This is a genomic window from Aliiglaciecola lipolytica E3 (genome assembly GCF_000314975.1).
Taxonomy (GTDB): domain Bacteria; phylum Pseudomonadota; class Gammaproteobacteria; order Enterobacterales; family Alteromonadaceae; genus Aliiglaciecola; species Aliiglaciecola lipolytica.
Genome location: NZ_BAEN01000014.1, coordinates 82417 through 98636 on the forward strand (window position 1 = coordinate 82417; position 16220 = coordinate 98636).

10 protein-coding genes are annotated in these 16220 nt (G+C 40.0%); 5 read left to right on the forward strand and 5 right to left on the reverse strand.

What is annotated here, in order from left to right:
- Positions 1 to 87 precede the first annotated feature (87 nt).
- On the forward strand, positions 88 to 741 hold the full coding sequence (locus GLIP_RS02000) for an isochorismatase family protein (RefSeq protein ID WP_008842884.1): 654 nt from the start codon (positions 88 to 90) through the stop codon (positions 739 to 741).
- Positions 741 to 1970 (forward strand): nicotinate phosphoribosyltransferase, encoded by a 1230-nt coding sequence (gene pncB / locus GLIP_RS02005; RefSeq protein WP_008842885.1) that lies wholly within the window; start codon positions 741 to 743, stop codon positions 1968 to 1970. The genes GLIP_RS02000 and pncB overlap by 1 nt, the downstream gene beginning before the upstream one ends.
- A gap of 26 nt (positions 1971 to 1996) precedes the next feature.
- On the opposite strand, the gene GLIP_RS02010 is transcribed toward pncB, so the two are convergent.
- Positions 1997 to 3307: a M20/M25/M40 family metallo-hydrolase gene (locus GLIP_RS02010; protein WP_008842886.1), complete on the reverse strand. Its 1311-nt coding sequence runs from the start codon at positions 3305 to 3307 to the stop codon at positions 1997 to 1999.
- Between the two features lie 230 nt (positions 3308 to 3537).
- Between GLIP_RS02010 and gnd the strand changes: the two genes are divergently transcribed.
- Positions 3538 to 5004, forward strand: a complete 1467-nt coding sequence (gene gnd / locus GLIP_RS02015) for a decarboxylating NADP(+)-dependent phosphogluconate dehydrogenase (RefSeq protein ID WP_008842887.1) — start codon at positions 3538 to 3540, stop codon at positions 5002 to 5004.
- Positions 5005 to 5230: 226 nt separating this feature from the next.
- Here the strand turns inward: gnd and GLIP_RS02020 are convergent, their stop codons facing one another.
- Positions 5231 to 6193: a hypothetical protein gene (locus GLIP_RS02020; RefSeq protein ID WP_008842888.1), complete on the reverse strand. Its 963-nt coding sequence runs from the start codon at positions 6191 to 6193 to the stop codon at positions 5231 to 5233.
- An 807-nt stretch (positions 6194 to 7000) separates the two neighbouring features.
- Between GLIP_RS02020 and GLIP_RS02030 the strand changes: the two genes are divergently transcribed.
- Positions 7001 to 9568 carry a TonB-dependent receptor plug domain-containing protein gene (locus tag GLIP_RS02030; RefSeq protein WP_008842890.1) on the forward strand — a complete coding sequence of 856 codons (2568 nt, stop codon included), beginning with the start codon at positions 7001 to 7003 and terminating at the stop codon, positions 9566 to 9568.
- Positions 9569 to 9648: 80 nt separating this feature from the next.
- On the opposite strand, the gene GLIP_RS02035 is transcribed toward GLIP_RS02030, so the two are convergent.
- Together GLIP_RS02035 and GLIP_RS02040 are read right to left on the reverse strand one after the other, a co-directional pair.
- A complete protein-coding gene (locus GLIP_RS02035; protein WP_008842891.1) occupies positions 9649 to 10086 on the reverse strand; it encodes a diacylglycerol kinase in 438 nt (145 codons plus the stop codon).
- Between the two features lie 63 nt (positions 10087 to 10149).
- Positions 10150 to 10803, reverse strand: coding sequence for a dUTP diphosphatase (locus GLIP_RS02040; RefSeq protein ID WP_008842892.1), 654 nt, complete (start codon positions 10801 to 10803; stop codon positions 10150 to 10152).
- 209 nt (positions 10804 to 11012) lie between these two features.
- On the opposite strand from GLIP_RS02040, the gene GLIP_RS02045 reads away from it, so the two are divergent.
- Complete coding sequence (locus tag GLIP_RS02045) at positions 11013 to 13373, forward strand: zinc-dependent metalloprotease (protein ID WP_052154916.1); 2361 nt, start codon at positions 11013 to 11015, stop codon at positions 13371 to 13373.
- Between the two features lie 60 nt (positions 13374 to 13433).
- Here the strand turns inward: GLIP_RS02045 and GLIP_RS02050 are convergent, their stop codons facing one another.
- Positions 13434 to 16055 (reverse strand): bifunctional diguanylate cyclase/phosphodiesterase, encoded by a 2622-nt coding sequence (locus GLIP_RS02050; protein ID WP_008842894.1) that lies wholly within the window; start codon positions 16053 to 16055, stop codon positions 13434 to 13436.
- Positions 16056 to 16220: the final 165 nt, after the last annotated feature.

Consider the following 16220-nt stretch of genomic DNA (forward strand, 5'->3'; position numbering starts at 1 on the left):
CGTTTAAAATTATATGCATAGGTTTCCAAATGTTGGAAAAATGTATATAGCGTAAGTGTAATATTAAAATTTGAGGTTAAGCTGTTAATGAAATCAAAAGTTGCATCAATCAACGTGGATCCTCAAAAAGGTTTTACACCTATTTGTCCAGATGAGCTACCTGTCGTGGAAGGTGATCAAATTGTTCCTGAACTTCTCGCGCAAAATGCCTTGGCAGATTTGATTATCGGTAGTAGTGATGCTCATTGTGAGCAAGCTTTATTTGTCGTTGATGATGCAGATGAACAATTTAAACCCCTAGATTATCCAAATACTGACTGCACATTTAAGATCCATTGTCGCCCCGGCACCAAGGGATTTGAATTGCTCGATGGTTTACCAGCAGCAACTGAATATGACTTTTTTGTGTGGAAGGGGGTGGCACCTGATCTTCATCCCTACGGGGCTTGTTATCATGATTTAGCCGAGAAGTTATCTACTGGGTTGATTGAGTATTTGGTATTTCATCAAGTAGACAAAATCATTGTTGGAGGATTGGCTACAGATTTTTGTGTGGCAACCACGGCCAAACAGCTACAAAAAAGTAAACGGTTTGATGTGGCGATCAATTTAGCAGCTTGCCGCGGTATTTCACCTGAAGGTGTGGCAGAGCAGCTTGATTTAATGCAAGAGATGGGCATAACTGTTTTAGAAAACAGTCAAGCAGTAAAAGTTTGGATATCAGGGCAGGGCATCTCATAATGAATTTCCCTAAAGCCGCCGCAAGACGTAATTCGTTATTTAGAAAAAACCTTAATTTTTCTGCGTTAGATAACGACTACTATAAAATGAATATGTGGCAATGCTTCATGCATCAATATCCCTATATTGAAGAGGCGGAATATCGTTTTTTTATGCGTAGTGATGTGGACCTCCGCCCATATAAAGCAGAAATCCAGCAAGAGTTACAAAAACTAGACGGTTTGAAGTTTACTGACGACCAGATTCGTTGGTTAGAGAAAACACCATGGTATACCAAAGATTTTATTGAGTGGGCCAGAATGTGGTCTTTTCAAAGTCGTTTTTTATACATTTCAGAACAAAATAACCAATTGTCGATTGTCGCACGCGGACCATTAATGCATATCCATAATTTTGAAATGCCGGTGCTTTCTACTGTTGCTGAGGTTTATAATCGCAGAAACTATCCGCAAAAATCATATGAAGATGTGCGAAAGCCGCTGTTTGCTAAAATTGACTGGCTAAATCAGCAGCATCAAAAACATGATTTAACCGGCCTGACCTTGGCTGACTTTGGGACTCGCAGACGCTTTAGCTATGAAACACAGTTAACCGTGGTGGATATGCTAAACACAAAATTGCCTGATTTCTTCATTGGTACCTCAAATATGCATATTGCCAAAGAACTGGGTGTTAATCCTATCGGCACTATGGCCCATGAAATATTTATGTTGTCACAACAGGTAGGGGTGCAGTTAGCTCATTCACAAAAACATACATTGGAATGCTGGGTTAAAGAGTTTCGAGGACAGCTAGGTTATGCATTGACGGACGTGATTGGTATGGATGCATTTGTCAGAGACTTTGATTTATATTTTGCTAAGTTGTTTGAAGGTTTGCGCCAAGACTCTGGATGTCCATTTGAATTTGGCGAGAAAGCGATAAAAATGTACAAAGATTTGAAGTTGGACCCGACCACCAAAACGGTCATATTTAGTGACGCCTTAGACTTTGAGAAAATGCTAGAGTTGTTTTTACACTTTAGAGGACGGATCCGCACATCTTTTGGTATAGGAACGTTTCTCTCCAATGACGTAGAGGGTGTTGTACCACTGAATATGGTGATGAAACTCGTTAAAGTGAATGATCGGCCCGTTGCCAAAATATCTGACACCATCGGTAAAAACTTATGTGACGATGAGAACTTTGTTCGCTATCTCAAAGATGTTTATAACGTCACCTGGGCCTGATCCAATCTAGTCATGTTTTGTAAACTTTATTTACTATTTTGTTGCTGGGCCAATCGATAGATTAATATCGCTGCTTTATGCATGTTTTTGGCGAAGCTTGTCATATCGGCCTGTTCGTCTTTAGTGTGACCTCCAGCACCCATCAAACCTAATCCATCTAACGCCATTTCTACATGATCAGCGGCAAAGGAAATATCTGCTGCACCAGCATTACGTGGGTTAACCGCGACTACTTTACCGTATCCTAACGATTCACTGACATCGCTGTACCAGCTGAGCAACTGATAATTTTTTTCAGTAGGTGCCATGGGAGGGTATCCATTGCCAATCGTTAATGTTGCATTGGTATGCAGTAAATTCTGTTTTACGATTTTTTGCATCGTACTTTTTGCAGTGTCTAATTCTTGCGGCGTTAATGCTCTGATTCCGCCTTTTACAATAACGTGTTTGGCAACGACATTATTTTTGCCAAACGCCGTCCCGTTAGCAGTTTGTTGATCAAAAGTGGTATCCGTTCCGCCTAGAATTATGCCAGGATTAAACGTTAAATTACCTAAATGTGCCAGTTCCTGACGAAATGCATCAAGAATACGAGCGGCTTCAAAAATCGCCCCGTAGCCAACATTTTCACTAAATATTTGTGATGAATGTGCGGCCCTTCCAGTTACATCTAGTTGCCAGTCGATTGAGCCTCTGCGAGCGACCACTGCGGTCTTGATATCACTATCTCCATCTTCAAAACCTAATGCTATATCAGCCCATTTGGCTGCGTCGATAATGGCTTTTTTTGAGGCAGACAAGGGTTTACCGCTGCGCTCTTCATCTCCTGTCATTACTATTTTTATACTTACGTCGTCGAGTATTCCAAGGTTTTTAAGTGCGCGCATTACTTCGATGATGATCACGTCACCACCTTTCATATCGGTAATGCCAGGGCCTGCGACTTTATTGTCTGCAAGTGTTTGATACTCCTGAAAGCTATCATCTTTGGCAAATACCGTATCTAAATGACCTATCATTAAAATCTTTGGTCCTTTATTGCCATAACTCGCTATCAAATGGCCAGCACGATCGAATTCAGCACCACCCTGCCAGTGTGTTGTAAAACCTATCTCATCTAGTTCCTTTTGAAATAATTGTCCTACTGATTTCACACCAGCAAAATTCATCGTTCCGCTATTAATATTGACGGATCTTTTGAGTAGTTCTTGTGCTTCTGGTAGTTGCTCATTTAGCAACGCAACTATCTCGGATTCCACTTGAGCATTAGATTGGTTGGCAGATGTAGCTGCGGTAAACACAATGAGAAAATACAGGAATGGTGTTATACGATTCATAATAAACCTTAATTATATTGCTAAGTAGCAGCATAAAATTTGCCGAAAGTAATGTCTAGCGCTTAAGAAAACGTTCTTAACTGAATTTTTTTATAAAATGTTCAAGTATCGAACTATAAAAACGCTGCATATTCCTGTAAATTACGCGCACTTTTTGTCAACTTCTAGGCCTTAGTCAATACTGCGTGAAAGTCGTGGTAGCTTGACCAGCAAATTCAACGAGGAATTACATGAAAACACTTTCTGACATAGCCGTAGTAGGCTTAGCCGTCATGGGCGAAAACCTGATTTTAAATATGGCCAGTAAAGGTTTTACTGTTACTGCTTACAATCGTTCGTATAACAAAGTGGAAAACTTTTTGGCTACACGTGCTAAAGACAAGAGCATACGTGGTGCGGATTCGATTGATTCACTAGTTGCTTCTTTATCTTCTCCTCGCAAAATCATGTTGATGGTCAAATCCGGTCAACCAGTCGATGACTTTATCCAGCAGCTTATCCCACATTTAGACAAAGGCGACATCATCATTGATGGTGGTAATAGTCAATTTGAAGATTCAAATCGTAGAACGGCGATGCTAGCTGAAAAAGGATTGTTGTACGTTGGTACAGGTGTGTCTGGTGGAGAAGAGGGGGCATTGTTAGGCCCGTCAATTATGCCAGGTGGAAACCCACAAGCCTGGCCACATGTTAAACCTATATTCCAAGCTATTTCGGCTAAAGTGAAAGATGAAAACGGTGAGTTAACTATTCCTTGTTGCGACTGGGTTGGAGAAGGTGGCGCAGGTCATTTTGTCAAAATGGTTCACAACGGTATCGAATATGGCGATATGCAAATTATCTGTGAAGGCTTTATTTTAATGCAGGATTTGCTAGGCATGAGCACTGACGAAATGCAGGCTGTGTTTAAGCAGTGGAATGAAACCGAATTATCTAGTTACCTAACTGAAATAACTGCAGATATCTTAGGCTTCAAAGAAAACGGTGAACCGCTTGTAGACAAAATACTAGATACGGCTGGCCAAAAAGGCACGGGTAAATGGACAGGCATCACCGCCTTACATCTTGGGGTTCCACTAACGCTAATTGGTGAAGCTGTTTTTGCACGTTGTTTGTCGGCGATTAAAGGTCAGCGTGTGCAGGCGGCTAAACTAATTTCTGGCCCTAATGCAGAATTCAAAGGTGATAAAGAGGCATTTTTAGAAAGTATCCGTCAAGCTCTATTGGCTTCAAAAATAGTCTCGTATGCACAAGGTTTCGCCGTACTGCAAGAAGCAGCGAAAGAATATAAATGGAATTTGGATTACGGCAGTATCGCTATGATGTGGCGCGAAGGCTGTATCATTCGTTCTGTGTTCTTAGATAATATAAAAGCAGCCTATGATAATAACCCTGAGCTAGACAATTTATTGTTAGATGATTACTTTAATAAAGTCGTTGAAAATGCTCAGCAAGGATGGCGAGAAGTGGTAGCTACTGCAGCATTGCAAGGTGTAGCAGCACCATGTTTATCTTCGGCACTTAGCTATTTCGACGGTTATCGTACTGAAAATTTGCCAGCTAATCTTTTACAAGCGCAACGTGATTACTTTGGTGCACACACTTACGAACGTAAAGATAAACCTCGTGGTGAGTTTTTCCACACTAATTGGACTGGGCGTGGCGGTGATACGGCATCCACAACCTATGATGTATAAGGTTTGATTTATCTGAGAAAGGCTGCATTTGCAGCCTTTTTTGTGTGGGTTTCACTAGTCAGTAAAATGGGTTTTAAGCATAAAAAAACGCCACCAACTTGAAGTGGGTAGCGTTTTAAGAAACTTAAATCAGTTATACTGTATATCGTTAAACTGTTTCTGTAGAACTTTTCACGTTTAGTGCTCCTTCGCCAAAATTTAAACAGTTATTGGCGACAAAAATAGACTATTCGGATGTGATCACTAGTATATACCCGAAGCCAGGCAGTAACAAGTCTCCTTGCTTTGCTAAGGTCCAAGTTTGGTAGCCTTCTGCACGCAGCCCTTCTTTAATACTTTCGGTAAACACCCCTAAACCACTTTTAACTAAGCGCAACTTGTACCCATTGTTAATTCGAGCCGATACTATCGCACCCTTAACATAACGACTAATTGAGACGTTAATATAAGGTTCAGTACTAAGACTCTGTTTATAACGAATAGTTCGTCTTATTCGCACCTTCGCTTTATTCTTATCTATAGGTACTGAAAGTGAATACACATTGTCTTTGTTCTTGGTGAAAAGTGAGTCTTTATTGCTTTGATGAACATTTTCCAACTCCAGGTCTTCTATGGTGATAGCTTCACCCTCTAAAAAGGTGGAAAAATTTTGCAAAAACGTGCATTCATCTATTTTAGGATTAATGACAATATTGGCATCAAATGTGTTCATAATTGTTATGAAACCGTCTTTACCAACATGGATATCGTATGAGTGGTCATAATCCTCAAAGTGATACTCTAACTCGTCATCAAAGAATGCTTCATTCAGTTTTTCTGCCGCCATGTCGTATATATCAGGCAACACATCTTTCAGTCTCGAACATGTAAGAACCGACCAACGCTTAGGAACATCTACAATTTCGCTCAGCTTTTTAGGATCGTTGAAAACTTCAAAAACTTGCTGTTGAAAAATACTGGTAAATTGTGCGGATTTCATAATACTTGCAAAAACACCCGCGCCTAGAATGGCACTAGAACCTTTTACCAGAAAATCGCTGATAATAATTGCACCATTGAATGAAAGCTGTCCAATTAAAATACCAATAATAAGTGTTGCAAGTCCTCCCCAAAAAAGTACGGCAACAACACCTGTAGTCAGTGTAGATATAAAAGGTTTATGAGAATGTAATGGATTGGTATTGCCCATAATAACGTCCCTGAATAAATTGTTTTGGGTGCAATTAATAATAACAACATCTGCTATTTACGCCACTTACTCGAAAAGGGATTAGACGTGATGTAAATGTACTTTTGAAGTTTATTTATTTTTATAAGAGGAGGATGCGATATTTGGTATGAATTAAGCGGTAGATGGAGTGTTGTTTTATATTCTGAAGCGTAAACTACCTATGAATAGTTTTATTGTGTCGCATTTTAGTTTTAACTTTGTATTTCAATTAGACATCCAGTGTCAAATTGCCATGGGTTATAACGATGTGACAACTGAAACGCTTCTCCCCAATTTTCCAGATAATCTGGACCTTTTCGCCCCGCTTCCTGCGGGGCTTTTTTATGTCTTATATTTTTTGCTTTGGCAATATAGCAAAAATCCCGTCAAAGTTTATGTGTAAAAGAGCTAATAAATATTCGATTTTCAACATGGTTAAACAGTATAAATTCATTTAAAAAACAAATAGATAGGTGTTTGCAAACGATTGTTTTTTTGCGTTTTGTGGATATTTATGCGCTTTTAACGTTAAGTGGTTGATGAGTAACTTGCTATTTTTAAAGGATTTTTTTTAGCTAACAGTGTTGTAATTTTACCGAGACCCATCTATAACTAATACTGTGATCGCGCGACAAAAAATCTAAAATACAAAATAAATCGCTGATCTAGCATGAGAAAATACGGTATCAGTGCACTGATAAGCACTTAGCCGTTTCGCATGTCAACGTCAAAAAGTTTTTGAATATATGACGGAAAATCCAAAAAATTATTATATGGGAACAACACATGAAAAATAATTTATCTAAACTATCTTTGAGTATCAAAATGGGTTTAGCGGCATCTGCTGCGTTATCCATGACTTTCGCTATGCCAACCATGGCACAAGAAGCGGCAGTTGATAATGCTAATGTCGAAAAAATTGCGGTCGTAGGTAGTCGTGGTGCGCCGCGCTCTGTTGGTGATTCACCAGTACCAGTTGATATTATTGGTGGTGATGAGCTTTCTAAAAATGCCTCTACTGATATGCTGGATATGTTAGTAGCTGCAGTACCTTCATTTAACGTGCGTGCGCAACCTATTAGTGATGCAGCTTCGCTTATACGTCCGGTTAACTTGCGTGGCCTATCTTCTGACAGTACGTTAATTCTTTTAAATGGTAAGCGTCGTCATCGTGCTTCTGTTATTGCATTCCAAGGCGGCGGTGTAAACGACGGTGCTCAAGGCCCTGATATTTCTGTAATACCTAGCGTTGCGTTAAAGCAAGTTGAAGTGCTACGTGATGGTGCTGCAGCGCAGTACGGTTCTGATGCGATAGCTGGGGTTATGAACTTTGTTTTGAAAGATGCCTCTGAAGGCGGCTCGATTTCTATTCGCCAAGGCTCTTATTATGAAGGTGACGGTGATTCTACTGTTATCGACGGTAACATCGGTTTACCGTTTACCAGCGATGGTTTTGCTAACTTTAGCTTCCAGTTAAAAAATGCAGATGCAACTAGTCGCAGTGTGCAAAGACCTGATGCACAGGCTTTGTTTGACGCCGGTAATACTGAAATTAAAAATCCAGCGCAAATCTGGGGTAATCCTGAAATAGAAGACGATATTACTTTATTTGGTAATATTGGCCTTGATCTAGGTGACGATAAAGAGTTCTATTTATTTGGTAACTATTCAGAACGTGATGTAACCGGTGGTTTCTATTATCGTAATCCTCACAATCGCGGTAACGTGTATTCTGTTGATGGCGGTGAAACCTTGTTAGTTGGTGCTGTTAATGGTGACCAAAGCAGTTGTGCTGTAGTTCCTGCAAATGTTCCCAATGTGTTGGATACCCAAGAATATATGGACATGGTTGCAGATCCCAATTGTTTCTCTATGAATATGGTACCGGGTTTTGCGGGCGGTTATACACCACAGTTTGGCGGAAATATTACAGATACGTCTTTAACTATGGGAACAAAAGGCGAGATTAAGTCTGGTTTCTTAGCTGATTGGTTTTTTGACTTAAGTGGCTCTGTTGGTCGCAGTGAATCACGCTTTAACTTAAAAAATACCCTAAACCCATCTTTAGGTTTAGATACACCCACTGAATTTGAAACGGGTGCGTATATTCAGCTTGAAAAAACCTTTAACTTTGATTTAGTTAAAGAAATTGAAGTAGGTGGTGCACCTCTTAATTTAGCAACAGGTCTGGAATGGCGTGAAGAGAGCTTTGAAATTGTTGCGGGCGAGCAGTCTTCTTGGGAAGCGGGTCCTTATGCAGATCAGGGCTTCAACATTGGTTCTCACGGATTTAAAGGGTTTGGTCCTGAATCTGCTGGTGTGAATACCCGTCGAAACATGGGCGCTTATGTAGATATTGAAAGCTACGTAACCGAAGATTTCTTGTTAGGTGCAGCACTTAGATATGAAGACTTCTCTTCATTTGGTGACACATTAGACTACAAATTGACTGCTCAGTATGTTGTAAATGATACTTTGTCATTGCGTGGTTCACACAGTACAGGCTTTAGAGCACCAACTGTTGGGCAAGCAAATGTGGTAAATACGCAAACTTCAATTGTAAACGGTGATTTAATTCAGACCTTTATCGCGCCGCCGACTGATCCATTATCGTCGTTTTATGGTGGTAAAGAGCTAACTCCTGAAGAATCTACCAGTTTTGCATTTGGTGCTGTAGTTGAAACCGGAGATGTATTCTTTACGATTGATTACTACAATATCGAAGTTACTGATCGTATAGCACAATCAAGTCAAATTACTGTGGAAGCTGAAGATTACGCTGAACTTAGAAGTTTAGGGGTGCAAAATCCTGAACTTATTTCAGCCGTGACTTATTATGCTAACGATTTCGATACGACAACTCAGGGTCTAGATATCGTCGCTAATTATTCGCTTAATTTGTTTGAAGGCGATACGACTTTAAGCCTAGCGTATAATTGGAATGAAACTTCAGTTGATTCTTTTAATCCTGAAACCACAGACGAAGGTAAAGTACGTCGTTTAGAAAGAGGGATGCCGGATCATCGTGCAACCTTCACATTCTCGCAAAGTTGGGATGATGTGAGCATGTTCGTTCGTGCAAACTACTTTGGTGAGTACTATGCAACTCACGCAGATGATACGTCTGAGTGGGGTTCTGAGATTGCTGATTCAGCGGTGACAATCGATGTTGAAGTTAGCTATTACATCAATGATTCATTCACCATCTCTGCAGGTGCCAATAACTTGTTTGACCAAGAAGCTCAGAAGTTGAAAGATGGAACGCTTGGTGAGCTAGGCGCTGTATATTATGAAAGTGGTCCTTTCGATTACAACGGTGGCTACTATTATCTGCAAGGTAAATATAGCTTCTAAACTTAGATTATTATTGAATTAATCGAGTGAAAAGTTCAAAGGCCTCCAACTGGAGGCCTTTTTTTATGCGCGCTATTAATTTAAAAAATTTGATGCAAAGTTACATACCGCCAAATGGCTTCTACCCAAATTACGGTTAGTATCGTCAACGAAATAAATACCGCTGAAGAACCCATGTCTTTCGCACGTCCAATTAAGGCGTTATTTTCAAGTGTGACGGCATCGGCAAGGGCTTCGATTGCAGAGTTGATGATTTCCGCAAATAATACAAACAGTAGGCTAATAATTAATACTACTAAATGTTGTATTGATGAAGATAAAACAAACGCAAATGGCAACATTACACAGGCCATTATCAATTCTTGTCTAAACGCAGATTCATGTCGCCAAGCGAATATGAATCCACGAATAGAACACTGCATTGCTTTTAGAATCCGCAATACACCTTTTCCATTCGGCTTATTCACAAGTACATGGGGTGATTCTAATTTCGCTGTTTGCGGAATCTTGTTTTTCATCTTAAATCATAACTTCTTGTTTAATTAAGTTCGGTTTTAGCAGTGTGTTAAAAGCATTAGTGTTTATACAGGATAACGTTTTTGTAATCCGTCATACACGCAATCACTATAGTTCGTTAGGGAGATATCCAGCTCATTTAGAATTTCTACTAAGTGCTCATTGTCTTCACGGTTATTCCAAATTTTATGGTAGTTACCTTCTTTGTAACCGTTATCCTGCCTGAAAAAATTAAGCACGTTTTTTCCAACATATTGGCGATACAGTTCCTGGGAATCCATTTCAGCTTGTTCTAACACTTTGATAAATAAAGGCACTGAAAATCGCTTTGCAGCACATAATCCGGCCATCAATTCTAAATTTTCTAAAATGTCTTGGTTATTAAACGCATATTCTTTGCCATCGAACGTAACTGACTGGACACCATTATTCAATTCACTTGCAATGGTGTTGGCTGAGGACTCTATGTTGCCATCAAAGTCGATAATGATAGCGGAAAGAGCAAAGTGCCATATATCCACTAATTCCATTTGCAACTGTGGAAGGTCTTTTTGTTGCGCTTTCCACCATTTCCAACCATGATGTTCAATTCCTTCTACCGCTTCAATCATTGCCGCTCTAAGGTACTGATAACCGGCAGTTAACCACTGCGCATTAACCTTTTGATTCATTTTGGCTTGAAGGTTAAGCATGGTATTAAGTTGAGTAGAAGTAAGCATAGTAGTCCTTGTCTAAAATAAGCGAGTGCATAGTGTACTTGTTTTGTGATAATCGGCATAGCCTGAAACAGACTAATCTTAATTACAATATTAACCTGAGAGAGTTTGAAATTTCCTTTCGTCAAATTTTGTCGGAAAAGATATTTGTCAGAAATAAAACCAAAAAAATTTAGGAGACAGATGTGAAAAAATACGTAGTTATTTGCTTAATGTTGTTTTCAACATTTGCGTTTTCCCAGAGTAAATCGATAACCGAATTTACAACTGGAATGCAAGCTAAGCAGGGGTTTTATACCGTTTATTATCAACAAGATAGTGGGAAGTTATTTTTACAGATAAACGATTTTGGTCAACAGGTTTTGTTCCAGAGCAGTTTACCCCAAGGGATTGGCTCTAACGATATTGGCTTAGATCGTGGACAATTGGGTGACACACGTTTAGTGGTTTTTGAACGCTTCGGCGACAAAGTATTGCTTAAACAATTAAATACACAGTTTCGTTCTACTTCTGACAATGCAGCAGAAGCGGCAAGCATCGATGAAGCATTTGCTGACTCTGTGATTGCTGGATTTAGCATAGTCGCACAACAAGATGGTGCTGTTTTAGTCGACTATACAGATTTTTTGTTATCAGATATTCATGGCATCTCAGCACGGCTTGAGCGCACTAAACAGGGGAGTTTTAAGGTCGATACAAAACGCAGTGGTGTTTATATGCCGCGGACAAAGGCATTCGTAGATAACACTGAAATGGAAGCACTGGTTACTTTTGGTGGCTCTAAACCCGGTGAATACGTACAACAAGTCACACCTTCACCAGATAGCATTAGCGTGCATTTGCATCATTCTTTCATCCGACTTCCAGATGATAATTATAAGCCTCGCGCATTTAGTCCAAACTCGGGTTTTTGGAAGATGACCTATCAAGATTATTCAGTGCCAATTGAACAATCGATGGAACAAAGAATCATTCCTCGACATAGGTTGGAAAAGAAAAATCCAAACGCGGCAATCAGTGAAGCGGTTGAACCTATCATTTACTATTTAGATCCTGGTGTGCCTGAGCCAATCAAAAGTGCGTTGTATGATGGAGCTATGTGGTGGAATCAAGCCTTCACTAAAATAGGTTACAAAGATGCATTTCAGGTGAAAATGTTACCTGAAGGTGCTGATCCGATGGACGTAAGATACAACGTAATCAATTGGGTACATCGTGCTACACGCGGTTGGTCGTATGGTATGTCAGTACGTGACCCTAGAACCGGAGAAATTATAAAAGGTCAGGTCACCTTAGGCTCGTTGCGAGTTCGTCAAGATTATTTAATTGCGCTAGGGTTAACCAGTCCATTTAAAGATGGGCAAAGCAGCACAGAAGCACAAAAAGAAATGGCGTTAGCGCGTATTCGACAGTTATCTGCCCATGAAGTTGGTCATACATTAGGTATATCCCATAACTTCGCGGCTAGTGCTTATGGTCGTGAATCCGTTATGGATTACCCTCATCCTACCATTACCGTAAAAGATGCGAAGGTAGACATTTCAGATGCGTATGCTGTAGGAATGGGTGCATGGGATGAGCACGTTGTCGCGTACGGCTATCAGGATTTACCTGACGATGTAAACGAAGCCGATTATCTGGAGCAAACAATTCAAAAAGCACTCACATCAGGATTAACCTATATCAGTGATCGAGATGCGCGTCCAAGTCATGCTATTAGCCCAATAGGCCATCTTTGGGACAATGGTGAAGATCCTGTAGTAGAATTAAACAACTTAATCGAAGTGCGCAAAACGGCCTTAGATCAATTTGGTATTAATACTTTGCCTGAAGGTGAAACGCTTGCTTCATTGCAAGAAACGCTAGTGCCAATTTACTATCTCCATCGTTTCCAGTTAGATGCAGTAGCTAAGCTTATTGGTGGGCTACATTATAGTTACGAAAGCAAAGGCGATTTTTCCAAACCTAAAGGTGTTTCCTATGTTGAACAAGATCAACAAATGGATGCATTAAATGCCATGATCTCTACACTTTCTCCACAGTTTTTGCATATTCCCGAAAACATTACGGCTTTGATTACGCCAAAAAGTTATGGTGAAGCGAATACAAGAGAAAGCTTTAAAGGTCGCAACGGCTTAGGCTTTGATCCTGTTAGCGCGGCAGAAGCGGGAGCAGGGTATACTCTAAGTTTATTGTTAAATCCAGAAAGGCTAAATCGTTTGATAAGTCGGCCTATCAACAGTCGCGATCAGTTGACCATTGCTGTTTTGTTGGAACATTTATTTGATGAAACAATTCAGAAAAAATCGAGCAAATTTGCTGCAGATGTTAAACAACGCGTTGATTACGTCGTACTAAATAGTGTTATTCAAGCTATGCAAGCCAAAGAATTAGCACCAGAAGCCCAAGGCGCATTATTAGCTGGCCTAATGGATTTACATACGTGGCTGAATAAAAACTCACGCTATGGCCAAAATAAAGTGATGGCCAAACAGTTGGATTGGTTTATGGCGACCGGTGAATGGAAAGGGAATTTCGAAGTGAAATCTCTGCCTCCAGGATCGCCAATATAAAACTTAGATTTAAGGTGAAAAGACATCGGCTTTTCTAATGAAAAGTCGATGCGCTTTAATTTAATTAATCTTATTATGCTGCAGCCAAGCATCATCTGCTTTCCAGCTTTTTACCCAAGCTGGAATTTCTACTGAAGCCATAGGGCGGGCAATACCATAGCCTTGAGCCAGTTCACATCCTAATTTTAACAGAGCTTCACCATGAGCAACGGTTTCTACTCCTTCTGCAATAACCGTGCGTCGGAAAGCTTTTGCTAAGCCCACAACGCCTTCAACTATAGCTAAATCGTCTGTGTCTTCTAACATATCTCTTACGAAACTTTGGTCAATTTTTATGAGGTAGGCAGGCAAACGTTTAAGGTAGGTTAGCGAGGAATAGCCGGTGCCAAAGTCGTCAATTGCAAATTTAACCCCGAGTTCCTGACATGCACTCATGGTCGAGGATACTTGCTTTGTATCCTGTAATGCACTGGTTTCCAAAATCTCTAACTCTAAACAATTTGGTTCAACTTCTGAGTAATCTCCAAGAATGGTTGCTAATCGAGATGTAAAGTTGTCCTGTTGAAGTTGATGAGCACTTATATTGACACTTATTGGCAGATTTATACCCACTTTGCGCCATTCGATTATCTGATCCAACGCTGTTTTTATAACCCATTCGCCCAATCTTAAGCTGACTTCATGACCCTCAATAATAGGTAAAAACTCCAACGGTGGAATAATTCCATTAATAGGATGGTGCCAACGTATCAAGGCCTCAAACCCTGTCACTTCACCTGTGCGCATATTTACTTTGGGTTGAAAGTGCAGCACAAACTCCTGTTTTTGAATCGCTGTACGAATATTGTCAATACTTTTGCGCTGTGTGTTAATAGCTGTATCTTGCGCAGTATCAAATAAATGATAGGTGTTTTTACCCGCCTGTTTCGCAATATACATAGCTTGATCAGCGTGCCGCATCAATTGCTCTGCATCAACGCCATCTTGTGGGTAAAGCGTGACTCCGATACTTGCGGATACCTGCATTAATCTAGTAGACACGGTTATGGGGCTGGCTGCTGCTTTGAGCAGGCGACTTATTATAAGTTCGGTGTCTTCGAATTTTTCTAAATCCACCATAACGGCAATAAATTCATCACCGCCTATCCGAGCCAGAGTGTCGCCTTCACGTAACGCATCTTTCATACGTTGTGACACCGCAATGAGAAGTTCATCGCCAACACTATGTCCATAGGTATCATTGATGGCTTTAAAGCTATCCAAATCCATAAATGCCACTCCTAGTGACTTATTATGACGTTGGCATTGCACCATGGCTTGATTTAATCGATCAGCCAGTAGTACTCGATTAGGCAAGTTTGTTAATAAATCATAGTGAGCTATTCGCTCCAGTTGGCCTTGGTTAGCTTTTAAGTCTGAAATATCAGTCGACAATGAAACGTAATGCTGAATTTCCCCTAGCGCATTTTTAACCGCGCTTATTGTCAACATTTCTGGATATATTTCACCATTCTTTCTGCGATTCCAAATTTCTCCACGCCAATGTCCTTGGTTAAAAATAGTGGACCACATTGTTGAGTAAAAATCAGAAGAGTGTTCATTAGATTGCAGGATTCTGGGGTTTTTTCCTAATACTTCTTCGTGTGAATAGCCGGTGATTTTGCAAAAAGTATCATTGACTTCAATAATGCTAGCATTGGCATCAGTTATCATTATGCCTTCATTGGCATGTGTAAATACACTAGCGGCACGTTTTATTTTTTCTTCTGCTTGTTTTTTCTCTATGGCGATACTTGCCAAGCTTGCAGCCTGTTCAATTATTGTTAAGTCAGCGTCTGTGGGGTAATTTATATCGCGGTGATAAATCGCAAATGTGCCCAGCACTGTTCCTTTCGAAGAGCGGATGGGTTCAGACCAACAGGATCCTAAGCCTGCCTTGTTGGCTAGGTCTTTATATTGGGCCCAATAGGGATGTGTATTAATGTCACTGACTATAACACGTTCATTTTTATAAGCAGCCGTGCCGCAAGACCCGGCAGATATACCTATTTCCTCTCCTTCTATAGCCTTACAATAGAATTCAGGTAAGCTTGTTGACGCGCCATGTAATAAGTGTCTTCCAGACTCGTCCAAAAGCAACACACTGCACATCATTTTCGGGTTTTCGGCTTCGACAACTTTGACAATGGCAATGAGAATATCTGGAAGCTCTTTTCCGCTGGTAATTAGCTCTAATATATGAGTATGAGACTTTTCACGTAACTCGGATTGTTTGCGCTCAGTGATGTCATGAATCACACCAACAATGAAAGGTTTGCCATTAGGTGCTAAAAACCGATTCTTTTTGGTTAAAATTGTTTTGGTTTTTGCTCCATTGGTCGTTAACGTTTCCTCGCAAGTAATTTCTTTTCCTTCTTGAAGTACTTTTCTATCGATAGCTAAAAAATGTTCGCGCTCGCTCGGTGTCACCTCTTCGGCTAGGGTTTTACCGATAATTTGATTCCTTGCTAATCCAAAAATATTACAAAAAGCGTCATTTACTAACAGTAATCTACATTCTTCATCTTTAATAAAAATTGGGTCACCGGTTATATTGAAAACGGCATCAAGATAGTTCTCAATATCATGGGTGTTCAAATCAATTTGATTGAGCTGGTTATTGCTTTTATTCCGCTCATACATCACGTATCAAACCTCCGATAGTCGATTGCCGCAAAATTCATCAAACTTTTTTGAATTTTTAGTTTTTGATTCAGCATTGCGGTATCGATATAAAATGATAATGAAAGATTATGTTCTATTTTGTCTTTAAATCGCGAAATTACATCTACAGAGTATATAAGAAAC

What these genes read in the sequence shown, in the direction of transcription:
- GLIP_RS02000 (WP_008842884.1), top strand. Translation starts at nt 88, where the DNA reads ATGAAATCAAAAGTTGCATCAATCAACGTGGATCCTCAAAAAGGTTTT.
- pncB (WP_008842885.1), top strand. Translation starts at nt 741, where the DNA reads ATGAATTTCCCTAAAGCCGCCGCAAGACGTAATTCGTTATTTAGAAAA.
- GLIP_RS02010 (WP_008842886.1), bottom strand. Translation starts at nt 3,307, where the DNA reads ATGAATCGTATAACACCATTCCTGTATTTTCTCATTGTGTTTACCGCA.
- gnd (WP_008842887.1), top strand. Translation starts at nt 3,538, where the DNA reads ATGAAAACACTTTCTGACATAGCCGTAGTAGGCTTAGCCGTCATGGGC.
- GLIP_RS02020 (WP_008842888.1), bottom strand. Translation starts at nt 6,193, where the DNA reads ATGGGCAATACCAATCCATTACATTCTCATAAACCTTTTATATCTACA.
- GLIP_RS02030 (WP_008842890.1), top strand. Translation starts at nt 7,001, where the DNA reads ATGAAAAATAATTTATCTAAACTATCTTTGAGTATCAAAATGGGTTTA.
- GLIP_RS02035 (WP_008842891.1), bottom strand. Translation starts at nt 10,086, where the DNA reads ATGAAAAACAAGATTCCGCAAACAGCGAAATTAGAATCACCCCATGTA.
- GLIP_RS02040 (WP_008842892.1), bottom strand. Translation starts at nt 10,803, where the DNA reads ATGCTTACTTCTACTCAACTTAATACCATGCTTAACCTTCAAGCCAAA.
- GLIP_RS02045 (WP_052154916.1), top strand. Translation starts at nt 11,013, where the DNA reads ATGTTGTTTTCAACATTTGCGTTTTCCCAGAGTAAATCGATAACCGAA.
- GLIP_RS02050 (WP_008842894.1), bottom strand. Translation starts at nt 16,055, where the DNA reads ATGTATGAGCGGAATAAAAGCAATAACCAGCTCAATCAAATTGATTTG.